General features: G+C 34.7%; 23 protein-coding genes and 2 pseudogenes. 6 read left to right on the top strand and 19 right to left on the bottom strand.

Features of this window, described 5'->3' with window-relative positions; translation table 11 throughout:
• Positions 1-116: 116 nt before the first annotated feature.
• From ACEWFJ_RS12180 to ACEWFJ_RS12170, 3 genes and pseudogenes are all read right to left on the bottom strand, one after another.
• Positions 117-520 (bottom strand): annotated as a pseudogene (locus ACEWFJ_RS12180) (YkvA family protein).
• 148 nt (positions 521-668) lie between these two features.
• Entirely contained in the window at positions 669-914 is a 246-nt protein-coding gene (locus ACEWFJ_RS12175; RefSeq protein WP_473688667.1) for a hypothetical protein, read from the bottom strand.
• 345 nt (positions 915-1,259) lie between these two features.
• Positions 1,260-1,889 carry a hypothetical protein gene (locus tag ACEWFJ_RS12170; protein ID WP_473688665.1) on the bottom strand — a complete coding sequence of 210 codons (630 nt, stop codon included), beginning with the start codon at positions 1,887-1,889 and terminating at the stop codon, positions 1,260-1,262.
• 125 nt (positions 1,890-2,014) lie between these two features.
• Between ACEWFJ_RS12170 and ACEWFJ_RS12165 the strand changes: the two genes are divergently transcribed.
• On the top strand, positions 2,015-2,626 hold the full coding sequence (locus tag ACEWFJ_RS12165) for a TetR/AcrR family transcriptional regulator (RefSeq protein WP_098311151.1): 612 nt from the start codon (positions 2,015-2,017) through the stop codon (positions 2,624-2,626).
• Positions 2,627-2,686: 60 nt separating this feature from the next.
• On the opposite strand, the gene ACEWFJ_RS12160 is transcribed toward ACEWFJ_RS12165, so the two are convergent.
• From ACEWFJ_RS12160 to ACEWFJ_RS12100, 13 genes and pseudogenes are all read right to left on the bottom strand, one after another.
• Complete coding sequence (locus tag ACEWFJ_RS12160) at positions 2,687-3,373, bottom strand: IS6 family transposase (protein WP_473688662.1); 687 nt, start codon at positions 3,371-3,373, stop codon at positions 2,687-2,689.
• A complete protein-coding gene (locus ACEWFJ_RS12155; RefSeq protein WP_473688660.1) occupies positions 3,360-3,536 on the bottom strand; it encodes a hypothetical protein in 177 nt (58 codons plus the stop codon). Before ACEWFJ_RS12155 ends, ACEWFJ_RS12160 begins: the two co-directional genes overlap by 14 nt.
• Positions 3,537-3,581: 45 nt before the next feature.
• Entirely contained in the window at positions 3,582-3,791 is a 210-nt protein-coding gene (locus tag ACEWFJ_RS12150) for a hypothetical protein (protein WP_473688658.1), read from the bottom strand.
• A 414-nt stretch (positions 3,792-4,205) separates the two neighbouring features.
• On the bottom strand, positions 4,206-4,760 hold the full coding sequence (locus ACEWFJ_RS12145) for a DUF7018 domain-containing (lipo)protein (protein ID WP_473688656.1): 555 nt from the start codon (positions 4,758-4,760) through the stop codon (positions 4,206-4,208).
• 412 nt (positions 4,761-5,172) lie between these two features.
• On the bottom strand, positions 5,173-5,370 hold the full coding sequence (locus tag ACEWFJ_RS12140) for a hypothetical protein (RefSeq protein ID WP_473688654.1): 198 nt from the start codon (positions 5,368-5,370) through the stop codon (positions 5,173-5,175).
• A 321-nt stretch (positions 5,371-5,691) separates the two neighbouring features.
• Positions 5,692-5,970: an AbrB/MazE/SpoVT family DNA-binding domain-containing protein gene (locus tag ACEWFJ_RS12135; protein ID WP_429709555.1), complete on the bottom strand. Its 279-nt coding sequence runs from the start codon at positions 5,968-5,970 to the stop codon at positions 5,692-5,694.
• Positions 5,971-6,775: 805 nt separating this feature from the next.
• A pseudogene (locus ACEWFJ_RS12130) lies at positions 6,776-8,022 on the bottom strand (DUF4153 domain-containing protein).
• Positions 8,023-8,070: 48 nt separating this feature from the next.
• Positions 8,071-8,286, bottom strand: a complete 216-nt coding sequence (locus ACEWFJ_RS12125; protein ID WP_017153334.1) for a helix-turn-helix domain-containing protein — start codon at positions 8,284-8,286, stop codon at positions 8,071-8,073.
• Positions 8,287-8,297: 11 nt separating this feature from the next.
• A complete protein-coding gene (locus tag ACEWFJ_RS12120) occupies positions 8,298-8,780 on the bottom strand; it encodes a DUF2975 domain-containing protein (RefSeq protein WP_429710818.1) in 483 nt (160 codons plus the stop codon).
• Positions 8,781-9,683: 903 nt separating this feature from the next.
• Positions 9,684-10,652, bottom strand: a complete 969-nt coding sequence (locus ACEWFJ_RS12115; protein WP_473688651.1) for a DUF4822 domain-containing protein — start codon at positions 10,650-10,652, stop codon at positions 9,684-9,686.
• Positions 10,653-10,758: 106 nt separating this feature from the next.
• On the bottom strand, positions 10,759-11,469 hold the full coding sequence (locus ACEWFJ_RS12110) for an ankyrin repeat domain-containing protein (RefSeq protein WP_473688649.1): 711 nt from the start codon (positions 11,467-11,469) through the stop codon (positions 10,759-10,761).
• Between the two features lie 117 nt (positions 11,470-11,586).
• Positions 11,587-12,048 (bottom strand): nucleoside deaminase, encoded by a 462-nt coding sequence (locus ACEWFJ_RS12105; protein ID WP_473688647.1) that lies wholly within the window; start codon positions 12,046-12,048, stop codon positions 11,587-11,589.
• 44 nt (positions 12,049-12,092) lie between these two features.
• Positions 12,093-13,385 (bottom strand): purine/pyrimidine permease, encoded by a 1,293-nt coding sequence (locus ACEWFJ_RS12100; protein WP_473688645.1) that lies wholly within the window; start codon positions 13,383-13,385, stop codon positions 12,093-12,095.
• A 292-nt stretch (positions 13,386-13,677) separates the two neighbouring features.
• Between ACEWFJ_RS12100 and ACEWFJ_RS12095 the strand changes: the two genes are divergently transcribed.
• From ACEWFJ_RS12095 to ACEWFJ_RS12075, 5 genes are all read left to right on the top strand, one after another.
• The gene (locus tag ACEWFJ_RS12095; protein WP_473688643.1) at positions 13,678-14,577 is read left to right on the top strand and encodes a LysR family transcriptional regulator; all 900 of its coding nucleotides are present in this window, start codon (positions 13,678-13,680) and stop codon (positions 14,575-14,577) included.
• A 462-nt stretch (positions 14,578-15,039) separates the two neighbouring features.
• Positions 15,040-15,405 (top strand): PH domain-containing protein, encoded by a 366-nt coding sequence (locus tag ACEWFJ_RS12090; protein WP_473688641.1) that lies wholly within the window; start codon positions 15,040-15,042, stop codon positions 15,403-15,405.
• A 134-nt stretch (positions 15,406-15,539) separates the two neighbouring features.
• A complete protein-coding gene (locus ACEWFJ_RS12085) occupies positions 15,540-16,469 on the top strand; it encodes an AAA family ATPase (protein WP_473688639.1) in 930 nt (309 codons plus the stop codon).
• Positions 16,466-17,629 (top strand): DUF58 domain-containing protein, encoded by a 1,164-nt coding sequence (locus ACEWFJ_RS12080; protein ID WP_473688637.1) that lies wholly within the window; start codon positions 16,466-16,468, stop codon positions 17,627-17,629. Before ACEWFJ_RS12085 ends, ACEWFJ_RS12080 begins: the two co-directional genes overlap by 4 nt.
• Positions 17,604-18,692, top strand: a complete 1,089-nt coding sequence (locus ACEWFJ_RS12075) for a DUF4018 domain-containing protein (RefSeq protein WP_473688635.1) — start codon at positions 17,604-17,606, stop codon at positions 18,690-18,692. The genes ACEWFJ_RS12080 and ACEWFJ_RS12075 overlap by 26 nt, the downstream gene beginning before the upstream one ends.
• A gap of 187 nt (positions 18,693-18,879) precedes the next feature.
• Here ACEWFJ_RS12075 and ACEWFJ_RS12070 read toward each other — a convergent pair whose 3' ends face one another.
• The 3 genes from ACEWFJ_RS12070 to ACEWFJ_RS12060 all read right to left on the bottom strand — a co-directional run bounded on the left by ACEWFJ_RS12070 (position 18,880) and on the right by ACEWFJ_RS12060 (position 21,149).
• Positions 18,880-20,007, bottom strand: a complete 1,128-nt coding sequence (locus tag ACEWFJ_RS12070; RefSeq protein WP_473688633.1) for an alkene reductase — start codon at positions 20,005-20,007, stop codon at positions 18,880-18,882.
• A gap of 118 nt (positions 20,008-20,125) precedes the next feature.
• A complete protein-coding gene (locus tag ACEWFJ_RS12065) occupies positions 20,126-20,422 on the bottom strand; it encodes a putative quinol monooxygenase (RefSeq protein WP_473688631.1) in 297 nt (98 codons plus the stop codon).
• Positions 20,423-20,510: 88 nt separating this feature from the next.
• Positions 20,511-21,149 (bottom strand): nitroreductase family protein, encoded by a 639-nt coding sequence (locus ACEWFJ_RS12060; RefSeq protein WP_473688629.1) that lies wholly within the window; start codon positions 21,147-21,149, stop codon positions 20,511-20,513.
• Between the last annotated feature and the right edge of the window lie 5 nt (positions 21,150-21,154).

Below are 21,154 nucleotides of genomic sequence, written 5' to 3'. Positions count from 1 at the left end.
AACCTTTAAGAAATTACACTGGATCTTTAGAAAAAGAAAAAATCTTACGTGAAATTAAACTTAAATAAGCTAAGCTTGATGGGCATGTGGCGAGACCCCAATAAACCATTTACTTTTTATCCAATTTTAACATCTATTTCTTCTGTATCTATATTATCTCCAAACCAATCTTTCAATTTATCTTTGGCTTGATTTTTATATCCTGATCAATATACATAGCAACTTGAACCAAAGCTATGCCTAACGCTCCTAAATCATCTGCATACCCAACCATAGGCGTTACATCAGGTAGTAAATCCAACGGAAAAATAAAATAACCTAATGCTGCAACTATCGTAGCCTTCGCTCGAACTGGAACATCATCTTTTTGAAGTGTGAAATATAATAACAAGACTGCGTAAATAACAGAAGATCCTGCTTTTTTAGCATATTTCTTTAATTTGTCCCAAAACTTTTCATCTGAAAAATGTTTACTTGAACTTTGAAGTTCTTTCTCTAAATCTTTAGGTGAAATCGACATAGTAAAAATCCCCTTTCGTATATACAAAAATAATAATATCAGGTTACTAAATAAAAAGTATAGTAAATAACTAAAAACATCCACAAAAGAAACGAACCCCAGAAAGCATAATAGAAATATGTATTGGCAGAGTGGACAAAACTATAAATTAACCCGTATTTAGCGTAATTAATCCATTGTTTCTTTCTTCTGTCAGCTCATATAGACGCTCCGCTGCACCTGGAACGATTGACTGTACAAACTCTATGTATAATTCCTTCTGCTCTGTATTTCGACTGATAGCATGGTTAAAAAGCAACGCTAAAGTAGACAGCCCTGTTTGTCGTTGGCTGCCTTTACCGATTACATGGATATAGATTTGTTGGGATTTCTTTAATGGGGTAGTACCAGCCAAACGCAGTAAACATACGTTAAGACAAATATTGTAAATAGACTTAACCCAAAACGTTTAAGTATTGCTGTTTTGGTAATTTGTTTTTGGTTTGGCTTTTGGATATACGGAATCGCTATACGAAAAGGAAAATAAAAGTACCATTTAAAATCACCAAAAATGAAGGTTTATGGTCCTTAAAATAACTTAATTTCAATATAAAAAAACAATCTCTTATGTTGTGTGATTCTCGATCCAACAACCGTTTCAATGACCTTAAAGTAAAATATTTGGACCTGAGAAAGTCTCCCACGATTTTCGTAGAAGTTTCCTCAGGTCCGTTATACTTCCTGCGGTTAGTCCTTCAGTTTAATTAGTAAAGAAGATGGAAGATGCCTCATCGTTCCAAGTTGACCCGACATAGCTGACATTGATACCGGATTGCACCCAGAATCTTTTCCCTTGGTAGCCAATATCCCAACACATAACTGTCCAGTTATGATTATAACCCGCCTTCAACGAAGAAATTCTGTCGTTCCAATATGAGCCCACTCGATAAATATTACTGGAAGCTCCAAAAGAATTCCCTCTAAAATAAGAATGTTCATAAAAATACGAATTGTAGTAAACAGCTTGGGCTGTAACCGTATTGCTCTTAGTATCCTTTTCACGTTCAACAACAGCACTCTGCAAATGAGCATTTAAATGGTCTTGATTTGTAAACCCATAGACTACTCCATTTGCCTTTGCTGAGTCATCGAAAACAAACTGGGTTACGTTCTTTACATGCGGATCGTCTTGTGTATATTTAACACCATCAATCATAACGGGCAAGTCTTTTAATTGGACCATATTCTGTGTTGAAGGCGTTTGTTTTGAAACTGAGGTTGGTGTCGTAGCAGCCTCCGCTTTAGATTGCGGAAAAAATGCAAAAACCATTGAAAAACATAAAATAAACGGTAACAACCATTTTTTTATAATTCCTTGAGATAACGTCATTCAACCATCTCCTTTATAAGTGTTAATTTTTTTAATACCAACTAGTCAGTATTAATCAATTTATTATATGATGAAGAATGTGTTAAAATTAATAAAATATTCAGTTTATTAAAAAGGAGGTTTCTATGGGAATTTATCATCAGAAACAATCAGAAAACACCATCAACAAATTAATGCAATCAGGAATTGAATTGTTTTCTAAACAAGGCTATTCTAGGACAAGCGTTGATCAGATTGTAAAACATGCGGGTTACTCTAAAGGTGCTTTCTATGTTCATTTTTCCAATAAAGAAGAATTTTTGTTGAAACTAATAAAAGAAGGAATTGATTTTTATTTTGAAGATTTAAAGGAAATTCTTAATCAAAAAGAGTGTGATATGCTAAATAAATTTAAAGAATACTCTATGCGTTTGGTAAATGAAGCTTATGAAAAAGGATCTTCTCCCATGCTTCTCCAAGGATGTATGATATCTAATCAATTACCTCTAATAAAAGAAAGGCTTATTCTCCAGATGGAAGAATGGAGATCATTCCTTACACATTTTTTTCAGAGAATGAAAGACGAAGGTATAATCGGAAGTCCATTAGATGCCAGAACTTTAGCAACAGCAGGCATGGCTATTTTTAATGGATTTAATTTGCAACATTTTGTAGACAATCGAATTCCAATACAGGACATGCTAAATGTTTTTGTTGAACTCCTTCAAATCCAAGAACCGAATAAAAAAGATGAATAAGAGGGTTCTGTTGCAAAGTTTCTCAAGAGATAAACAGAGGCATGAATATATGAGGAAATATTATGAGACTACTAGTAATTGCTGTAATTCATGATATACCGAAAAGGCGGAGTCTGTTTGAAGACTTCGCCTTTGTTTGTATAGGGCATGAACGGTTTCGATTCCTTTTATCGTACGTGAAGCATAACGAATACTTTGAAATCCTGTGGATTTGGCAAAACAACGCTTCACCTGTCGATGATCCTGTTCTATAAGATTGTTCAGGTATTTAATTGTACAATGAGTAGTGTGTTTACAGAAGCCTTTTTCCCGTAATTTCTTAAACGCACAAAGTAATGCGGGCGCCTTATCTGTAGTGAGAACCGTTGGTTCTCCAAACATTTTCACTAGTCTTTTCATAAAAGCATAAGCGGCCTGATGATCTCGCTTTTTACAAAGTTGAATATCCAATGTGTGCCCTTCTATATCAATCGCACGATATAAATAACACCATTTCCCTTTGACTTTTATATAGGTTTCATCTAGTTTCCAAGACAAGTGGGTGTTTTTCGTTTTCTTCTTCCAAATTTGATAAATCAAGCTCCCATATTCATGAACCCAACGCATAATGGTTGTGGGATGAACCGAAACACCACGTTCTTTCAGAATTTCAGAGACATCACGATAGCTTAAAGCAAAACGGCAATAGTAGCCGACGGCTACCAAAATAATATCTCGTTTGAACTGTTTCCCTTTAAAATATCGCATTTGTGATTCTCCTCGTTCCTTTTTTCAAGAGTGTAGCTTCATTTAGAAAACTTTGCAACAGAACCATAAATGCTTCTATGGTGTACTTTTTACTTTCTTTTGCTAGTTGTATTTTCTCTCTATATTTCTCTTGTATTTCTTTCTTTTTATCCTCTGATTTCATATGAACTCCTTAAGAAATGATTGATTCATAGCAAACCCCTCCCTATCAAAAAGATTGGTATAGTGGTCTTAAAATAATGTATAGGAGGTAAAGTCCAAGAAGAACGGGAGTAATCACACGTGATGTTGCCGCCAATCTTTGGTTCTCGTACAACTTATTCAAGAAAAAGAAGAACAGGACTATCCAAATTCCCTTTGAAAAAAACGCATACAGTATATTGAATATAGCATCAAAAACTTGCATGAGAATATTCATTGAGCCTCCCCTTTTTTTGTTTGCTATCTTTTAAAAGTTTAATAATCTGTTCATTCTGTTTAACCTGTTGCTCGGAGTTATTTCTAATCAGCCGAAGATTATCCCAAATCAAGATGAGAAAAATAAGTGGAACCATTGTAATCAATATAGAAAGCATAACATCTCTCCCCTTCCCCTTGATTGTACCATTGAGAATAAGTAATTTGTTACAAAAATTGGATGTATATTCTATTCATATGAGGTTAACATAACGTAACATTATCGGGATTCAATGTATTTAGAAGACTATTAAAAGTCCTCCAGATTGTTTAACTGGAGGACTTTCGTTTTCACATAATTATCGTTAGCGGAAGTCATTTTAAAATTCTATGTGTGGACTTGAATGATTTGTATGTATTGTTGTAAGTTACTATATTATTCCGCATGTTCTTTCATTAATTTATCAAGTGCTTTACCATAAGCATCTTTGTTTTCCTTACCTAACTCATAAATTGCTTTATTCCAATGTTCTCCATCTACACCTGATAAATGTGGAGTACTTTTTAGTACAGCTTCTTGCATATTCGGTTTATCCTCTTTACTAGCGTCTTTAATAAACTTTGTTGCTTTTCTTGCATCTGTTACCCCTACTTGTATGTCTTTGTGAATGTCTTTGTATTTATTAGGAACTTTTATATATTCCATATTGTCTAAAATCTTATCCATCTCGTTTGCTGTTTTTAAAATATCTTTTTCTTTTTCCTTGTCTTTCATAGCTTTCCCTGAGTTTACTAATAATAAATCCTTCCTGTATTGAAACTCTACTAATTGTTCACAAATATAATAGGGATACTGTTTCTCTGATATTACTGTTTTCATTGTTGATTTGCTTGACTGCTCAGTCTTAGGAGTAGACTCTTTATCTCCTACCGCACAACCTACTAATAATAGAATAGGTATTGCTAATGATACGAGTTTCGTTGCTTTCATTATGTATCCTCCTTTTAGAAAGTATTGTAATTAATTAACATATTGTACCATAACGTAAATTATAAATATTAGATATATAAAATTCCTATCATTTGAAAGAAGTGATTTGTCATAAAAATTGGATGTATATTCCATACATGTCAGGTTGACATAACGCATCATTATCGTTAGCAAGAAAAAAGCGGATTCCTACTCTCACAAGGAATCCACTTTTTCTTTTTCTATAACTCTATTCATTTTTTATACATTCCTATCCTGGCGTGGGTTTTAGGTTACTGGATTAGCAGAAAAACTGTATAAAATCTTGCATGCTCTTAGCGTGGGGTTTTTCCGAAATGCTGGCGTTACCCCTTTTATAAAAAAGTTTCATTAAAATTTATGTAGAAGTCTCATTTTTATGTACATAAAATATTTATACTTTACGTTCTTTGAAAAAGTTAGATGCAATGCAACAAGCTGTTCCAACAATAAGAACACTAAATGATAATGCTTTATTTGTATTTTCAAACTGTATAATATCTGTAATCACATTAAGCATAATTAGTCCCCAAACAAATAAAATCGTTCCAAAAACAATTAATGTTTTTCCTATTCGTGAACGTTTTCTCATAACCTCCCCGCCTTTCCTATATATATAAATTCTATCACAATTTTAATTGTTAATTCCTGGTTTTTAGGATATTTTTTCAAGTGTTGATAAGATTATTTCGGTTCATCTTTTTTATAAATGGTTGGGGTAGAGTCAGGAAAATGAGGATTTACAACGCTAGGAAATTAGATACATTTGTAAGGAAATAGCATCCCAAAAAAGAAACAAGCTATAAATGTAGACTGCTGTTTGGGGGTTGTCTTGTTTATTAATCATTACGGTATGTGAAATTATTATATCGGTAATAAAAAAGCTCCCTGTATGACGGAGCCTTTAATTTCTCTATTTAACTTGGTATTGTTGCAACTCTTTAACCAGGTACTCTGCACCTTCTGGACTTATTGTAATCTTTCCATTTGCTAATGACATATTACGTTCTGAAACCTCACCAGTTATCACACAAGCCCCACCAGCTTGATACTTCTGTAAAACAATTTTTTCTCCATCTACAAAGATCTCTAATGGTGATTTTTCTTTAATACCGAGCGTATCTCTCAGTTCTTTTGGGATAACTACACGCCCCAATTCATCTACTTTTCTAGTGATTCCCGTTGACTTCATTCAGCCTCTTTCCTCTTTCCATTATCTTATTTACCCTATGTTTTTCTTTTTATTGTAACAAGCTTTCTCCAAATATAAAAAGCATTATGATCCAAAACCAGCCAATCATCCTGAGTGTATTTTTGAATCCTCCCCACAATGAAATAGTTTCTTCTTTCATGCGTTCTAGATCCTTCACTTGCTTCTCATTCATTACAGACGGGCTGTATTTATTCTTCAATGTCTCACGAGGAATCCTCCAATAAAAAAATGCTTCAGCTGGTGTTGTAAAATGACAATAAAGTTGTTTAATTTTAAATCTAAAACACGTATAATCCCGTTCTGATTTTAAGACGGGGTTAAAATAAAGTTGTTTAATTTTTGATGTGAAATACTTCACTGCATTAAAAAATACAACAATAAAGTCGTTTAAATCTAATTGTTATTGTACAATCGCGCCCGATTACGGAAGATCAAGATATGATTATGATTGCTACCTTTAGCTTGTTTTACTAACGCCCCCTTTAGTGTAAGTACATCTTTTCACATTTAATCTAAATCAAACTCAAACTTAAAACCTGCAAGTTTAGCTTATCAAATACGTTTCATGTAGTCCTTTTTCGTTGGGCACATGAAACTGGACATATTTTAAAGAATCCAGTTGCAACAATATATTATGTCTTCTAGTTTGAATACCCTCTTTTTAACTTTAGTAATGAAAATAAGCCGATATTATGCAACTCTGTATAAAAAGCTGCATAATATCGGCTCTAAGGATTTTATACGTTATAGAAGATTAACTTTTCGTTACATTAACAGAGCCTTTCTAATTAAAAATTATAGGAAAAGTAAATGTAACGAAAGCTGCCCAAAGTCCGTAGACCGGCAAATACTTAGTAACGGCATCTTGGATAGTTGAAGGTCCGGATTTGTTTTGTAGAAAACGCATATAGGAGAGCATAATCCAAATCAGATTTGCCCAGATAAGTATGTTTACTCCTAAAACAGCAAGTCTATTAGGCGTAATCCCATAAGAAGAAAGTCTGAACACGATGGCTGACAAAGCCACACTGTCAATGATAAGCGCAAGAACAATTAAGGCAAAATTTATATAATCTGAAATGTTCTTTTTCTCGTCTGAGTCGCTCTCGATAATGGAAAATATGGTAACGGCCAATACACCAAGGAGTATTCCGTTGAAGGCTATCAGGAAATTGCGGTCCAAGAATGGATTTTTTCCGACCCATATAACCGTTATAAGATAGATCAACAATGTGACCAGGACAAGAGGACTAAAAATTTTAGCTATATATGGTGTAATATTCTTAGCAAGTTTAAGATTCATTGATACCAGGTATGCAGCCACAATAGCGAGAGCGGCAGCACCAAATAAAACGACATTACTAAAATAGAAGTCTTCTATATCCAAGTCAACAAATCTAAATAACTGCATGGTTAATGCTGCTAGTACCATTCCGCTAACTGCCATGCTGGCGTAGAGAATACAATATTCCAAATTAAATTTAATATAGGCTAATCTTGTACTGCCTTTTGAATATTCATTTCCTGTAAATGCAAGCCCTACCAATACCCATAAGAATATGGGAAGGTGTAAATAAGCAAGGATAATACTGTCTTTATAATTTAATGGTAGCATATTAAGATAAAACCCGGAAATTAGGAACAACGCTGCAAGGGAATAAATAATACTTTTTTCGGAGTATTATTGTAAACAAAAAAGGCAGCAATAAAGGGAATTATACCAAAAGCCAGGTTAATTGGAGCAATTGCTTCCTGTTCGACAAAATGGAAAATGATCCTGGTGCTTATCCCGGCCAGAATGGCTAAAATGCCCATGAATAAGAAACCTTTTTGAAGCAAGGAAGTTTTTTCTGTATTTGCCGTCTCCTTGAAATGCAATCTTTCATACCAAACACCAAGAACCTGAGAATCAGGATTTTGTTCCCATGCGTGTGAGAATGACTTTTTAAAAGCTTTTGGGTCTTTTCTATACATTCTCTCCAGCTCATGAGGGTTAGCAATATTTTCAATAATCAAATTGTTAATGTCCATAGTTATACCTTCCCTAATAATTGTTATATTAAGTTTCCTCCACAATGTTTAACTGTCTTCGTCACTTTTGTATTCTAAAATATCTCCAGGCTGACATTCTAAAGCCTTACAAATTGCCTCTAAAGTGGATAATCGAATCGCTTTTGCCTTTCCATTTTTCAATATAGAAAGGTTCGCCATTGTTATTCCAACCTTCTCCGAAAGTTCTGTTACGCTCATTTTCCTTTTTGCTAACATCACATCAATATTAATTATAATTGCCATTGTTATTCACCTCAGACCGTTAAATCATTTTCTGATTTGATATTAATTGCATCTTGTAAAAGTTTTTGGAGAACAGCCGCAAAGACTGCGATAACCATCGAAGCAAAAGGAACAACCAATCCGACAAAGATAACTCCTGGTGCGTCGTCTACTTCCGCAAAGATATAGAAGAGCGGCCAAACTAGCACATGCAAAATACTGATTGTGATGGCACAGTATTTGATTTTCTTTAAAGCTTTTACAGATAAATCGGAGAAAGCTTTATTTTTGTCAATATAGCATAAGAGTTTGAAAGCCTGATACAAAGCAAAGTAAAAAGGTATAGCCGATGCATCAAAAGCGATGAAAACGAGATATTTTATAAAAGCAAACTGTGGAAGCAATTTTGCTGCAAGATTCGCCATCTCAGGCACCAAAAAGATGCACAGAGCAAGAACTGGGACTCCTAAAAGAATAACAGTTATTTTTAAAAACAACGTTGTTACTTTTTCCATAAAAAGCACCTCACTTATTTATTCTGATTTTGATTTTAATATATATTTTATCGTTTTACAATAAATTTTTATTAATTTAAATAATATTTTTATTGTATATTTTTATTTTGAGCAAAAATAAAAAGCATTCCTCATTTAAAGAAATGCTCTATAACTTTAAACCATTAAATTTATAACTTGTACAGCTAACCTGCCCCGTTACTTAAAGTACATTCCTTCACAATCTGGCCCTTTAACGGAATAACCTGACTGGCGTTTTTAAACATCTTTATTGTAAATGTAACGATTTTATTTAAAATTAAACAACTTTATTGTTTCTCAACAGGTGTCATGTATTTTTCAATTTCTTTCATGAGAGTCCTCCTTTGTTTGCTGTTTTCCTTCTATGTTACAATAAATGAAGAAGGAAATGGTCAGATTCCCTTCTTACTAGATCATTTATGTCATTGCCCTTTGTCTGCTGTTAAGCAAACGAAGGGTTTTTATTTTGCTTGTTTATTTTGACTATCTATCACTGCAAGACGTGTAGCTTTGAAATAAAGTTTGTTCAAAAATGCCTCGCAATCCCAAGTTTTACGATAAATAAAAAGAATCCATTTTGAAAAAAAATTGATCAAAATGGATTCTTCTCTTACAGATTTATGTTTAGTTTTTATAAAAAAATTTGATCATTTCTACCTATGTTGTTCAACAATCGCGCCCGTTTGTTGAAGATCACTGAAGCTTCTATTAGCTAGTTAGTTTAAGCAGAAAGCTTCACACTCTTTTGTTCTATTCCCGTCATTTCACTTATTTCCTCACTGTTTAAATTCGACAAAAGAAATTCTAGCTATTTCTTCCCTTGTTAAAGGAAACAAGAAGGGAACTGAGAAATCTATTCCCTTCTTGTCTGCATACCAAGCCCTATTTAGTGAATTTTGGTTTAAGATCACCTTTATAAGGTTCATGTTCAACGAATATAGTTATGTCCTTGCCATCTACGTCTTTACCAGTTCTTTTATACGTAAATTTATTATTATTAAGTTCGGTAAGTTCAAGGGCGGCGCCATACTTATTATTTCCAATTGAAACATGGGCTCTTATCTTATTTCCGTGTACAACATCGAAGTAGCCATAATCACCGCGGCTTTTGCCTGTTTCAGCATTGAAAAACTCATATTTATTAGTCTTATCATTAAATTTTGCCAGACTTATAAAATTTGAATTATATTTTGTTACATCATTGCCGTTTTCATCTAATACCTTTGTTCCGTTCCAAAGGGTGCTACCTAAAATTTTATCTCCATCAACGTTTTTAACAATATCTCCTGTAGTAGTGTCCAACTGCTTGTCCGGATCAGTAAAAGACAGCTCTTTTTCTTTATATGGAACATGTTCAACGAATACCTCTACGTCGTTGCCATTAGCATCTTTTCCCATTCTTTTATAAGTAAAAACATCTTTATTTAGTTTTGTCATGTCAACAACAGCTTGGTAATTCATTGATTCTGAAATTAATATTCTCTTCTTCCCATCATTGGTGATAAAGAATGTTCCTTTATCGCCACGACTTTTACCTGTCATAGCATCAAAAAATTCATATCTTCCTGATTTCACATCATATTTCGCAAGACCAATGAAGTTTGCATTCTCTTTTGTTAAGTCATTATTATCTTTGTCATACACTCTTGTACCTTGCCAATCTGTGCTACTAAGAATGTTAGCCATTTCCTGACCTTTGGTTAACTTATTTTCCTCTTTAGTCTCTTTAACAGCTTGTTCTTGCTTCTGTTTACTATGATATTCTTGGGCGTTAGCACCAGCACTGCACCCTATTAAAACTAATGTGAATCCGAGTAGTATTGATGATATTGCTTTTGCTTTTTTGTTCATTTTTATCGTCTCCTCATTTTATGATTGTAGTGAATTTACATTATTGTCTATTATTTATAGTAGTAATACAGATCGCTTGTACTGATTGGAATCTTATACAATCCGGCTATTTTGCTCCTGCTTTTAACAAAATTTTTTCAATCTCTTTAAAGCCTTTCTCACGTGCATGTTGTAAAGGAGTCACCTTATTATTGTCTGGAATGTTCACATCCGCACCATGTTCAATCAGCAATTGCACCGTTTGCTGCTGCTTATCGTCTCCATCATTCAAAATAATCGCTTCTAATAAAGCTGTCCAACCAAGATTATTGACATGATTCACATCAATATCCGTATGGATGAGAAGTTCTTTTATTACATCCATATATCCATGTTCTGAGGCAGGGATTAAAGCTGTTCCTCCATACCGGTTTGTAATCGCCGGGTCGGCCCCTGCTTCAATCGTAAGTTTTAGAATATCTATATATCCTTCTGCACCAGCATACAGGAAGGGATTGTTTTTCATATCATCCTTGATGTTCACATCCGCACCTGCCTTGATAAGTACTTTTGCGGTTTCTACATCATTGTTATATGTCGCAATCATAGTGGCAGTCCGTCCTTTTGAGTCCTGTGTGTTGATGTTCGCACCTTTCTTAATGAGTTTGCTTATGGTGTCTGCCTCTCTATGTTCTGCTGCTTGAAGCAACTGTTTATTTAATTCTTCGCTCACGATTTCCTTCTCCTTTTCTTGTTTTTTCGGTTCTCCACTAATGTTAGAAATACAACCTTGAAGCAAGAGAATACATCCTATAAATGCCATCATCCACTTCCACATAAAATATTCTCCTCTATTCTAATATTGTTTTTGCTCTGCTCTTTTTACCTGAGGAGTGAAATTTTTTATATTCTGCGGCTTTTTCTCTCGGAAAACACGTTCCGTTAAATATATAATTTATTTATTCCTTTCTTTCCAAAGAGCAAAAGGATTCTTTTCATGATGATTTTTATTGAGCTTTAATAATTTAATGTCTCGTTGTTCCTTTGGAAGAGCTATTTGCTGATAAACGTATTTTGTTCCTAGTCCAATTTCTTCTTCCTCTTGTGCAGTATATGAATAATAAACATGTTTAAGGTTCGCCCAGTAAATGGCACTTAAACACATCGGACAAGGCTCCCCGCTTGCGTATAGTATACAGTCGGAAAGATCAGATGTACCAAGAGTGCGACAAGCCTGACGGATAGCTAGAAGTTCAGCATGCGCAGTGGGGTCGTGTGTTTTAAGAACATCATTTACTCCCTTTGCAACAATCTCACCATCTTTAACAAGCACTGCACCAAATGGTTTTCCTTTTTTGTTTTTGGTATTGTCGTAAGCTAACTCGATTGCCAATTTCATGAATTCTTCGTGATTCATTTAAAAACACTCCTTTAAAAATTAAATATTAAATATGATTTTTTTCACTCATGTTTTTTTGTTTTCCATAGTTGTTCTATCACAATTACGATGATCGTACCAACAATGAGACCATTGCTTAAAATATATTGGAGAATAGTAGGCAGATCATGAAATATTCCTTTAGGAAGAAACATTAATCCAATACCGATTAGCAATGTGATTCCTAATATAGTTAGTCGACGTTGATCTAATTCGTCTTTCAAAAGGGATTGAAACGAGATCCCAATCATTTGGACAAAGGATGCTAAACTTGCGGCACAAGCAATAGGGCCGGGAAGCATAGCTAAGAAGTTGACGATTGCCGGAACAAAGGCTATACCTGCTAAGGCTAAACTTGCTATTAGGAAAGGCATTATTCGTTTTTGCTCGGTTATTCGGATAAAACCCGCCGATACTGGCAATGGCACAATTCCAATTGTCGAAAAAAGAGCTGATATAACATGTGTAATACCGCCTGCGCAACTGGCGCGATTAATGGTTTGTTTTTCGGATTCTCCTGATTCTGGAACCACTTGTTTAACAGCCGTAACGGCCGCTATCGTATTAGAGACTAAAATAAACGTAAATATAATTGAGGTTATAACCATTCCAGCATTTAACTTCGGAGTCCCCCATGCAAAAATGTCTGGTAATTTAATGAAGGAAGCCGGTGTGGAAATCGTATTGGGGGTTTTTCCTAATAAGAAATATAGTAACCACCCAAATAAAATTCCTAACAGTACGGAGTAACTTTTCATCCATCCTTTTCCTTTAATTGATAACACTATCACTAGAACAAATACGCCAAATGAAATCGCTACTATTTGATAATCTAGGTTGGACTGTCCTTGTATTCCGAGCATTCCCTCTAAAAAAACACCACTAAGTTGAAGACTCAGAATCAAAAGAAAAGAACCAGTAACTAAAGGAGTGAACAAAAACAGCAGCCGATTAACCAGGCCGGTTATGCCAAGAATAACTAGTAAAAATCCTGTAACCAGCAAACCACCTTCTAAAAGTTGTAATGTTTCTTTCGTACTTTCCCCCTGCTGAATCGCCATACCCGCTAAAATAACAAATACACTGACCCATGAACCTGCAGGTCCGTCAGCGATCGGATAGCGATGTCCGAGCCATCCTTGTATAAAAGAGCTAATGCCCACCACAAAAAAAGTTCGTTGCATCAAATCGGATATTTCCTCAGTCGATAAATGAAATACTCCCCCGATTACGATTGGTAATGCAACAGAAGTAGCCAGCAGGAAAAAGAACCATTGAAATATGCTTAAAGCGCCGTAAAAACGTTGTTTCTTCATATTGTTTCACCTTTATATTAAAATGTTTATTTTTTCCAAGTACCAATAGAAATTAGTTCTAATTGGCTTAAAAATAAAGATTTCCCGCAAGAAAAGCTTTTATTAACCTATCTCGATGTTCTAGCTAACATCTGCAAAATTTTTTTACTTAAAAATGCATCGCGGTTTAAAGCCATTGCAGGAAATTTCTTTTCATCTAAAATTATGATATCTTAGAATGTAGTATATGAAAAATATAAAAAAGATTAATTTTACTTAAGTTTTTCATATAGGAAGGGAGTTTTTTCCACTGATGGATATTAGACAACTGCGATATTTCATAGCAATTGTAGAAGAAAGAAAAATTTCTGCTGCCGCTGAAAGACTTCATATCTCCCAGCCTCCGCTAAGCCAGCACCTGAAAACAATGGAAGATGAATTAGGAACGAAATTAATAGAGAGAAGTGGGAAATTTTTAGAAGTGACGGAAGCAGGAAAATCCTTATATAAGTATGCGCTACAAATGACTCAGTTAATGGAAGAAGCCAGAATGGAGGTAAAGGAAGTCGGAAACGGGGTAAGTGGAAGACTGACGATAGGTATCAATACTTTTTCGGTAGGCGGATTACCTGAGTTACTTCACCAATTTCACAAAAAATATCCTAAGGTTACATATAAAGTTCATCAAAATGAGTCATCTCATCTTTGTCAATTAGTGAGAGACAGGATTGTAGAGCTGGCGATTATACGATTACCGCTCGAGTTAGATGATTTTTCAGCTATCCATCTTTATACAGAACCTTTTTACTTTATTACTTCAAATAAAAAGCAGCCTTTTAATCATCAGGTTATGCTTGCTGACATTCAAAACCACCCTCTGATATTACCGAGTACAGAAGGATTGGGAGTTCATTATATGATCTTGGAAGCATTTTCGAAAGCTCAACTACATCCGAACATTATTGCCGAGTGCTCTGACATCTCCCTTTTATTAGATTTAGTCGCTTGTAAATTTGGAGAGGCCATTGTTCCGGAAACCGTCATTAAACAATACAAAAACTACAATATCCAGGCTTTCAAAATTACAGATACAGAGCTATCTGCATCTATGGGCTTAATATGGCTGAAGAATCATTATCTATCAAAAACCGCTCAAAACTTTACAAAACTGATAACAGGGTACCTCCAGCAAAACACGGATTTACAGCGTTAAGGATATTCCAGCATTCAAAATCCCAATCTCTCAGTGTCATAATTGAGAAATTGGGATTTATTTATTCAACTATATGGCCCGATTGTTGAATACAATGATTGGTATTTTTTAAACAACTTTATTATTTTTTAAATGACTTTATTGCCATTTCACAGTCACATATTAGTTATATGTAATATGTGACATCCTTTATTTTTGATAACTTTTTACGATTTAGGTCTTGATAGCCATTTGTTGCTACTCAACAGTTCCTTAATCCGCCTTTCAGTTTAGATCTTCTTTTCACTTTTCACTATAAAAACGCCCCTTTAGATAAACAGATCCAAAGGGGCAAAACATCGCAACTTTTTTATAAACATCGTGTCTTTTTTATAAACACCGTGACTTTATTTAAAAGACTACGGAAATTATCGAACTTTATTTAAATGATATAATCATTATATATAGAAAGAGGTGATTGTAATGCCAACATTACTAGATACAGTAAAAAACTTACTCCATGAAAACGAAACAATCCTTTTTTACGCACAATGTTCCTTATCATTATTTTTACATAGAGGACCATCAATGCCAGGGATACTACTGACAACAAATAAAAGATTACTGTTTGTATATAAAGAAAAAAACGAGCCTACTCCTGAGCGATATGAAGAATACTTTTACGAACAAATCGAAGAAGTAAAAGAGCATCCTCACTTTTTCAGCTCTCACATATCTATTTACTACAACGATGATTGGGTACGTTTTGAAAGAATATACGATCAGAATATAAGAAAAAAACTTTGTTCAATCATACAACAGCAAATTGTAAGTAGCTCGTTAACATAGGGCTATTTATTTATTTACTTTATCAGAACATCTACGCACATGCTTAACATTGCATTATAACGAAAAATAATTTTATTTTTTAGAAAATTTTGTTAAAATTAAGAGAAAAAGACTTGTAAGAAAGGAAGAAACAAATGATACATAAGTTAAAAGAAAACATCTCTTCTGTATTTGTCGGAAAAGAAAATGTAATTGACCTTCTCTTAGTTTCATTATTAGCAGATGGGCACGTCTTATTAGAAGATGTCCCTGGGACAGGAAAAACATTGTTGGCAAAGACGATTGCTAAAAGTATTGGCGGCCAATTTTCCCGCGTACAGTTTACACCTGATGTACTGCCTAGTGATGTAACAGGTATTGAATACTTCAATCCAAAAACAAGTGAATTTGAACTGCGCCTCGGTCCTGTTATGACAAATTTATTATTAGCAGATGAAATTAACCGTGCCATGCCACGTACACAATCGAGCTTATTAGAAGCGATGGAAGAACGACAAGTGACACTTGAAAAACAATCCACACCTCTTCCAAAACCATTTTTCGTAATTGCAACGCAAAATCCAATCGAATCACAAGGAACATTTCCACTTCCAGATGCACAGCTTGACCGTTTTTTAATGACCATTTCGATTGGTTATCCTACTCCGGAAGAAGAGCTTCAAATGATGAGACGTTTTCGAAAGGATAAACCATTAAACGAGCTTCAGCCTGTCATCTCACTAGATGACATTATTCAAGTACAAAATAAAGTAAAAGATGTTTATGTATCAGAACCTTTAGAAGACTACATAATCAAACTTGCTAATGCAACTCGTAATCATGATTTTATCGCAAACGGAATTAGTCCACGCGGAACACTCGCTTTAGTAAGAAGTATTCAAGCTCTTTCCTTTTTAAGGAATCGAGAATTTTGTACACCAGAAGACGTGCAATTACTACTTCCTTACATTTGGAAACACCGCATTATTTTATCCATGGAAGGCGCTCTTCGTACGACAAAACAAGAGATTATAGAAGCGATTTTGAAAGAAGTTGATGTACCAGTGGAGATTGAACAAACATGAATGGGCAACGTCTCGTCTCCGTCCCATTATTATTTCAAAATCATACCATAAAATTAACAATTCCGATTGCACTGTTGTTCACATTTTTCTTACCGCAGCCATATATCGTATATCCGCTTCTGTTTTATTATATATTTTCTTTTTTTATTTATCGGTATATCACTTACATAGAGAAGCACTTTCAAATTATAAATAAAAAACAAACAACAAGATTGTTTCCTAAAGAGAACGGACAACTATCCATTATGTTACAAAATGAAGCAAAAGTACCGTTGGTGAATGGAAAATGTTTTTTTCATATACATCCATCACTCGATATTCATCCAAGCATAGGACTAGAACAAATATCAAAAAATCTCTTTTCTTTTCCATTTTCACAGCCTGCTCGTTCACAGCAAAAGTTAGATTTAACTTTCACAGCGACAAAACGAGGGGTTTTTCAAATTGAACAGTTTGAATGCATCATTGGTGATCCTTTTAATATCATTCAAGTACATTTACCAATTATGCATAAATTAAAAACAGAAATTATTGTCTATCCTACTCCGAAGCAAGTTGCTGGAATACAAGAAATACAGCAACTATTACTGGGCTCTTATAGAACAAATTTTTCTTTTTTTCATGATGAAACGTCAATTGTCGGAGTAAAACAGTATGAAAGAGAATCATTTCGTTCCATCCATTGGAAAGCATCCGCAAAAATGCAAAGCTTACAAGCCAAGAAATATGAAGCAGTAAAAAATTATAGCTGGACAATTTGCATATGCCTTGCCTCAGATCGAGGAATTGGATGGAAAGAAAATATAGAAGACTTGATCTCCTATGCAACATACATTTGTCAAATTGCAACGGAAAGAAAAATTCCCTTTGAATTATTTATTAGCATTTTAACAGAAGATGGGCCTATGCACTTGACGCTGAATGAAGGCTCTATGCATTATGCAAAAGCATTGGAAGAACTTGCACGTATTTCAGAAGATAGCACATTACTGCCGCGAGAGAGTTTTCTGCATTATATGATGCGAAAAAGAGTGAGGTCGTCTACACTATTTTTCCTTGGCGTCCCTAAACATAATATACCTTATACAACACAGCCAACATATATTGTTCACAATGAAGGAGTGGTGGAACAGCTTGAATACATGGCTACGGTACGTTAATGATTTTATTCTTCTCCTCCTTCTTTCTTTATTAACTGAAAAAGGAGAAGTTGTACACATTGTTTTGTTTCTTCTAGTCAGTCATATTTGCTTGCTGCCTATTATGAAAATTAGTAAAAAGAAAAAAACATGGTTTGTAGCACTATTCATTCTACAAGTCATAGTTTGCTATTCTTTGGCGTTATTTTCTACTATAAGTTCCGTATTATTACCGTTTTTCTTTTTTCTTGTGTACGCAAAAGATGATGTTTCACCCTTTCATAAATTATTAGGAGCCGTTCTATGGTCTTTTGGTTCCATTTTTCTCCATATGCAGCTTCCTTCCATATGGGAATTAGAATTACTCATTTTGCATACACTCCTAACATTATGGATGACAAGTTTTAATCGAAATCAACAAATAATGCGATTACTATCAGTTACAGCTATTGGGATTACTAGTTTTTTATTCATACCTTTCCTTTCTTACGTACGAACTGGCATCACTTATGTCATTCAATGGATTGCTTTAGGATTAGGATATATTTTAAACCCACTATTTCTAGCAGCTGAACTGAAGCAAACTGACCGTTCTTTAAATAGTAATTTGATGCAAGGTAATTCGCCGCCTCCACAGGTTCTAGGAAAAGAATATGATCCGTTCGTTTTACAATGTATTACAATTCTTATCATTGTAGTTGCTGCCATTTATGTGATTTGGAAACTATTTAAAAGGCGTCATGAAATCAACTTTGGGCGTATGTCTTCCTATGAACCTATCATTGTTGGTCTAGAACAACGAAATATACAAAAGCGAAACCGAAAGTTACGCCCACCAAACAATGCAATTCGCAAAGAAATTTTTAATTTGGAAAAGAAACTAAAACCACCATTAAATCGGCTACGCGGTGAAACAGTTGAACAATGGATGGAAAGACTTCATAGAGAAGAAAAGATCTCCATTCAATTTGATGTGATTATCGATGCATATAACGCTACAAGGTATGCAAATCGTGATGATACTGAACTTCTCCAGAAATTTAAAAGAGAAGTTCATACATTATACAAATATCGAAATCAGTGAAAGAAAAGAAAAATAAGCTTGAATCTCAATACAAGCTAAAAACCTCGACTTCTCCTACTGGAGTCATCGAGGTTCTTAGTAATATGATAAGGGTAATATAAATTCGGTTCCCCCTATCATGCTATTCTCTTATATTTTTTGCTTACATAATAAAAGAAGAACACCTTATGTGCTCTTCTTTTATTATTCATATTAATGTAGCAAGATGCTGCTTTGCATCGTATTCCTCTAAACTTTCCCCATGTTTAACACGATGAACAAAATCCGGATTAGAAATCAATGGTCTACCAAATGCCGCTACATCAATTGTACCTTCTTGTAGTGCTTCTTCTGCCTCTTTTGGATTTAAATTCCCAACTCCTACAATTATACCATCCCAATATTTACGAACTAATTGATGTAAGTTTTTTCCGTCAGCTATAACTTGCGTATAATTCATTGTTGAAGGATGAATCATCGTTAATCCTACTTCATAGAACATATCTACGAAAGTTTGAATTGCTACTTCAGGATTTTCCCACATGTAGCTAGGGTTATCACCTTTAAATGCCGAAAAACGAATAAGCGTTTTATCTGCACCAATCGCACTTATAACGGCTTGCAATACTTCTTTCATAAATGTTAACCTTTGTTTTAAATCTCCGCCATATTGATCATTTCGATGATTCGCAAATTCATAAGCAAATTGATCAATTAAATACCCATGTGCCCCATGAATTTCTACCCCATCGAAGCCTGCTTCTATCGCATTCCTAGCAGCTTGTGCATACTGTTCGATAGTCTCTTGAATTTCTTCTATTGTCATCGCTTCTGGTGTATCAAAAGGCTTCCGAAAACGTGGGACATTTCCTTGTGCCGCAATAGCTGAAGGTGCTTGTGGTAAGAATCCACCTGTTAGTTCATGATGGCTCATACGTCCTACATGCCATATTTGCGCAATAATTGTTCCACCTTCTTCATGTACTGCATCTGTTACTGACTTCCAAGAATCAATTTGCTCCTCGGTATAAATACCTGGGACACCTGGATTCCCCTTCGCTCTTGGGCTAATTACTATTCCTTCTGTAATAATTAGACCCACACCATCTGCCGCACGTTTCCGGTAATACTCGGCTACATCAGCTCCAACTACCCCTGTCTCATCATTAGCAAAACAACGCGTCATCGGTGCCATTGCCACACGATTACGAAGAGACCAAGCTCCAATTTGAATCGGATCAAATAACTTTGTTTCTTCCACGTTTTGAAATGTTCCCCAATTGCTTATATTCGTGCCTTCATAGATACTGGCTATTTTATTATTTGAATTTGTCATCTTTCTTCCCCCTTAATTAAAAATTCCACTTACATTTCATTGAAACGATGGAAACTGTCTATAACCGTATCATAATTTTTCACAAACTAGTGCGTCAATTTATACGCTCTCCTTGTTATTACCCTTGTAATGGTTTTCCATCAAAAGCTTTTATATCTAATGGTGCAACTAGAAATTGATTTGCTTTTCCAACAAACGAAGTGAAATGCTCACTCTTATTGTGATTAGCAACTACTTCGGCATTTTCCCATACCTCTACCATCGTATAGACATTTTCTTTTTCGGTATCCTTGTACAAATCATAAGACATATTTCCACTTTCTTTTCTTGAACCACTAATTAGCGGCTGAATCTCATCTAAAAATGCTTGTTGTTTTTCTGGATTCACATGAAATTTAGCATGGATAATAATCATGGTACGGTCCCCTCTCACTTTTCTACTTGTATTTATATCTATGAAAAAGTCAATCACGCAAATTATGAAATCTTATGCTCTTCTACAATTACTTCCACTGAGCAATTTTATCAATTGGAAGGCGAACGGATTTGTAACCACTGTCAGCTGCTTTCCCAATTGAAATTAACATAACTGGCACATAACGCTCTTTATCTAAACCAAACGCTTCTGCAATTTTATCTTTTTCATATCCACCAATTGGACATGTATCGTATCCGTGAGCACGAGCTGTAAGCATAAGTTGCATCGCTACAAGACCACCATCAATTAAAACTGTGTCTTTCATTACTTCCGGCGAAACTGTTGAGAAATAAGCTGTAAGCTTCTCCATTTGACTTTCTTTGACTTCTGAAGGCATATATCCAAGTTCAACTGCTTTACCGTAAATTTCTTCGGCATTTTCAAAATTATTCAAATCACCAAAAACAGCAATCATTGCTGCTGATGTTTCTACTTGAAGTTGATTAAATTTAGCAAGTGGCGCAAGCTTTGCTTTTCCTTCAGCACTATCAATTACTAAGAAGCGCCATGGTTGCATATTCACAGAAGATGGTGCAAGCGTTGCTTCTGTAAGGATCTCTGTCATTTCTTCTTTACTAATTTTTACAGACGGGTCATACTTTCGAATAGAACGACGACCTGTCATAATTTCTGTAAAATTATTTGTTTCTTGTATGCTAATCATAGATG

It is taken from the genome of Bacillus sp. EA-CB0995, assembly GCF_055814245.1.
This window is presented reverse-complemented; position numbering and strand designations above follow the sequence as displayed.

Excerpts from the sequence above, each read along its gene's own strand:
- ACEWFJ_RS12170 (WP_473688665.1), bottom strand. The coding sequence starts at position 1,889 with ATGACGTTATCTCAAGGAATTATAAAAAAATGGTTGTTACCGTTTATT.
- ACEWFJ_RS12165 (WP_098311151.1), top strand. The coding sequence starts at position 2,015 with ATGGGAATTTATCATCAGAAACAATCAGAAAACACCATCAACAAATTA.
- ACEWFJ_RS12160 (WP_473688662.1), bottom strand. The coding sequence starts at position 3,373 with ATGCGATATTTTAAAGGGAAACAGTTCAAACGAGATATTATTTTGGTA.
- ACEWFJ_RS12155 (WP_473688660.1), bottom strand. The coding sequence starts at position 3,536 with ATGAAATCAGAGGATAAAAAGAAAGAAATACAAGAGAAATATAGAGAG.
- ACEWFJ_RS12150 (WP_473688658.1), bottom strand. The coding sequence starts at position 3,791 with ATGAATATTCTCATGCAAGTTTTTGATGCTATATTCAATATACTGTAT.
- ACEWFJ_RS12145 (WP_473688656.1), bottom strand. The coding sequence starts at position 4,760 with ATGAAAGCAACGAAACTCGTATCATTAGCAATACCTATTCTATTATTA.
- ACEWFJ_RS12140 (WP_473688654.1), bottom strand. The coding sequence starts at position 5,370 with ATGAGAAAACGTTCACGAATAGGAAAAACATTAATTGTTTTTGGAACG.
- ACEWFJ_RS12135 (WP_429709555.1), bottom strand. The coding sequence starts at position 5,970 with ATGAAGTCAACGGGAATCACTAGAAAAGTAGATGAATTGGGGCGTGTA.
- ACEWFJ_RS12125 (WP_017153334.1), bottom strand. The coding sequence starts at position 8,286 with ATGGCAATTATAATTAATATTGATGTGATGTTAGCAAAAAGGAAAATG.
- ACEWFJ_RS12120 (WP_429710818.1), bottom strand. The coding sequence starts at position 8,780 with ATGGAAAAAGTAACAACGTTGTTTTTAAAAATAACTGTTATTCTTTTA.
- ACEWFJ_RS12115 (WP_473688651.1), bottom strand. The coding sequence starts at position 10,652 with ATGAACAAAAAAGCAAAAGCAATATCATCAATACTACTCGGATTCACA.
- ACEWFJ_RS12110 (WP_473688649.1), bottom strand. The coding sequence starts at position 11,469 with ATGTGGAAGTGGATGATGGCATTTATAGGATGTATTCTCTTGCTTCAA.
- ACEWFJ_RS12105 (WP_473688647.1), bottom strand. The coding sequence starts at position 12,048 with ATGAATCACGAAGAATTCATGAAATTGGCAATCGAGTTAGCTTACGAC.
- ACEWFJ_RS12100 (WP_473688645.1), bottom strand. The coding sequence starts at position 13,385 with ATGAAGAAACAACGTTTTTACGGCGCTTTAAGCATATTTCAATGGTTC.
- ACEWFJ_RS12095 (WP_473688643.1), top strand. The coding sequence starts at position 13,678 with ATGGATATTAGACAACTGCGATATTTCATAGCAATTGTAGAAGAAAGA.
- ACEWFJ_RS12090 (WP_473688641.1), top strand. The coding sequence starts at position 15,040 with ATGCCAACATTACTAGATACAGTAAAAAACTTACTCCATGAAAACGAA.
- ACEWFJ_RS12085 (WP_473688639.1), top strand. The coding sequence starts at position 15,540 with ATGATACATAAGTTAAAAGAAAACATCTCTTCTGTATTTGTCGGAAAA.
- ACEWFJ_RS12080 (WP_473688637.1), top strand. The coding sequence starts at position 16,466 with ATGAATGGGCAACGTCTCGTCTCCGTCCCATTATTATTTCAAAATCAT.
- ACEWFJ_RS12070 (WP_473688633.1), bottom strand. The coding sequence starts at position 20,007 with ATGACAAATTCAAATAATAAAATAGCCAGTATCTATGAAGGCACGAAT.
- ACEWFJ_RS12065 (WP_473688631.1), bottom strand. The coding sequence starts at position 20,422 with ATGATTATTATCCATGCTAAATTTCATGTGAATCCAGAAAAACAACAA.
- ACEWFJ_RS12060 (WP_473688629.1), bottom strand. The coding sequence starts at position 21,149 with ATGATTAGCATACAAGAAACAAATAATTTTACAGAAATTATGACAGGT.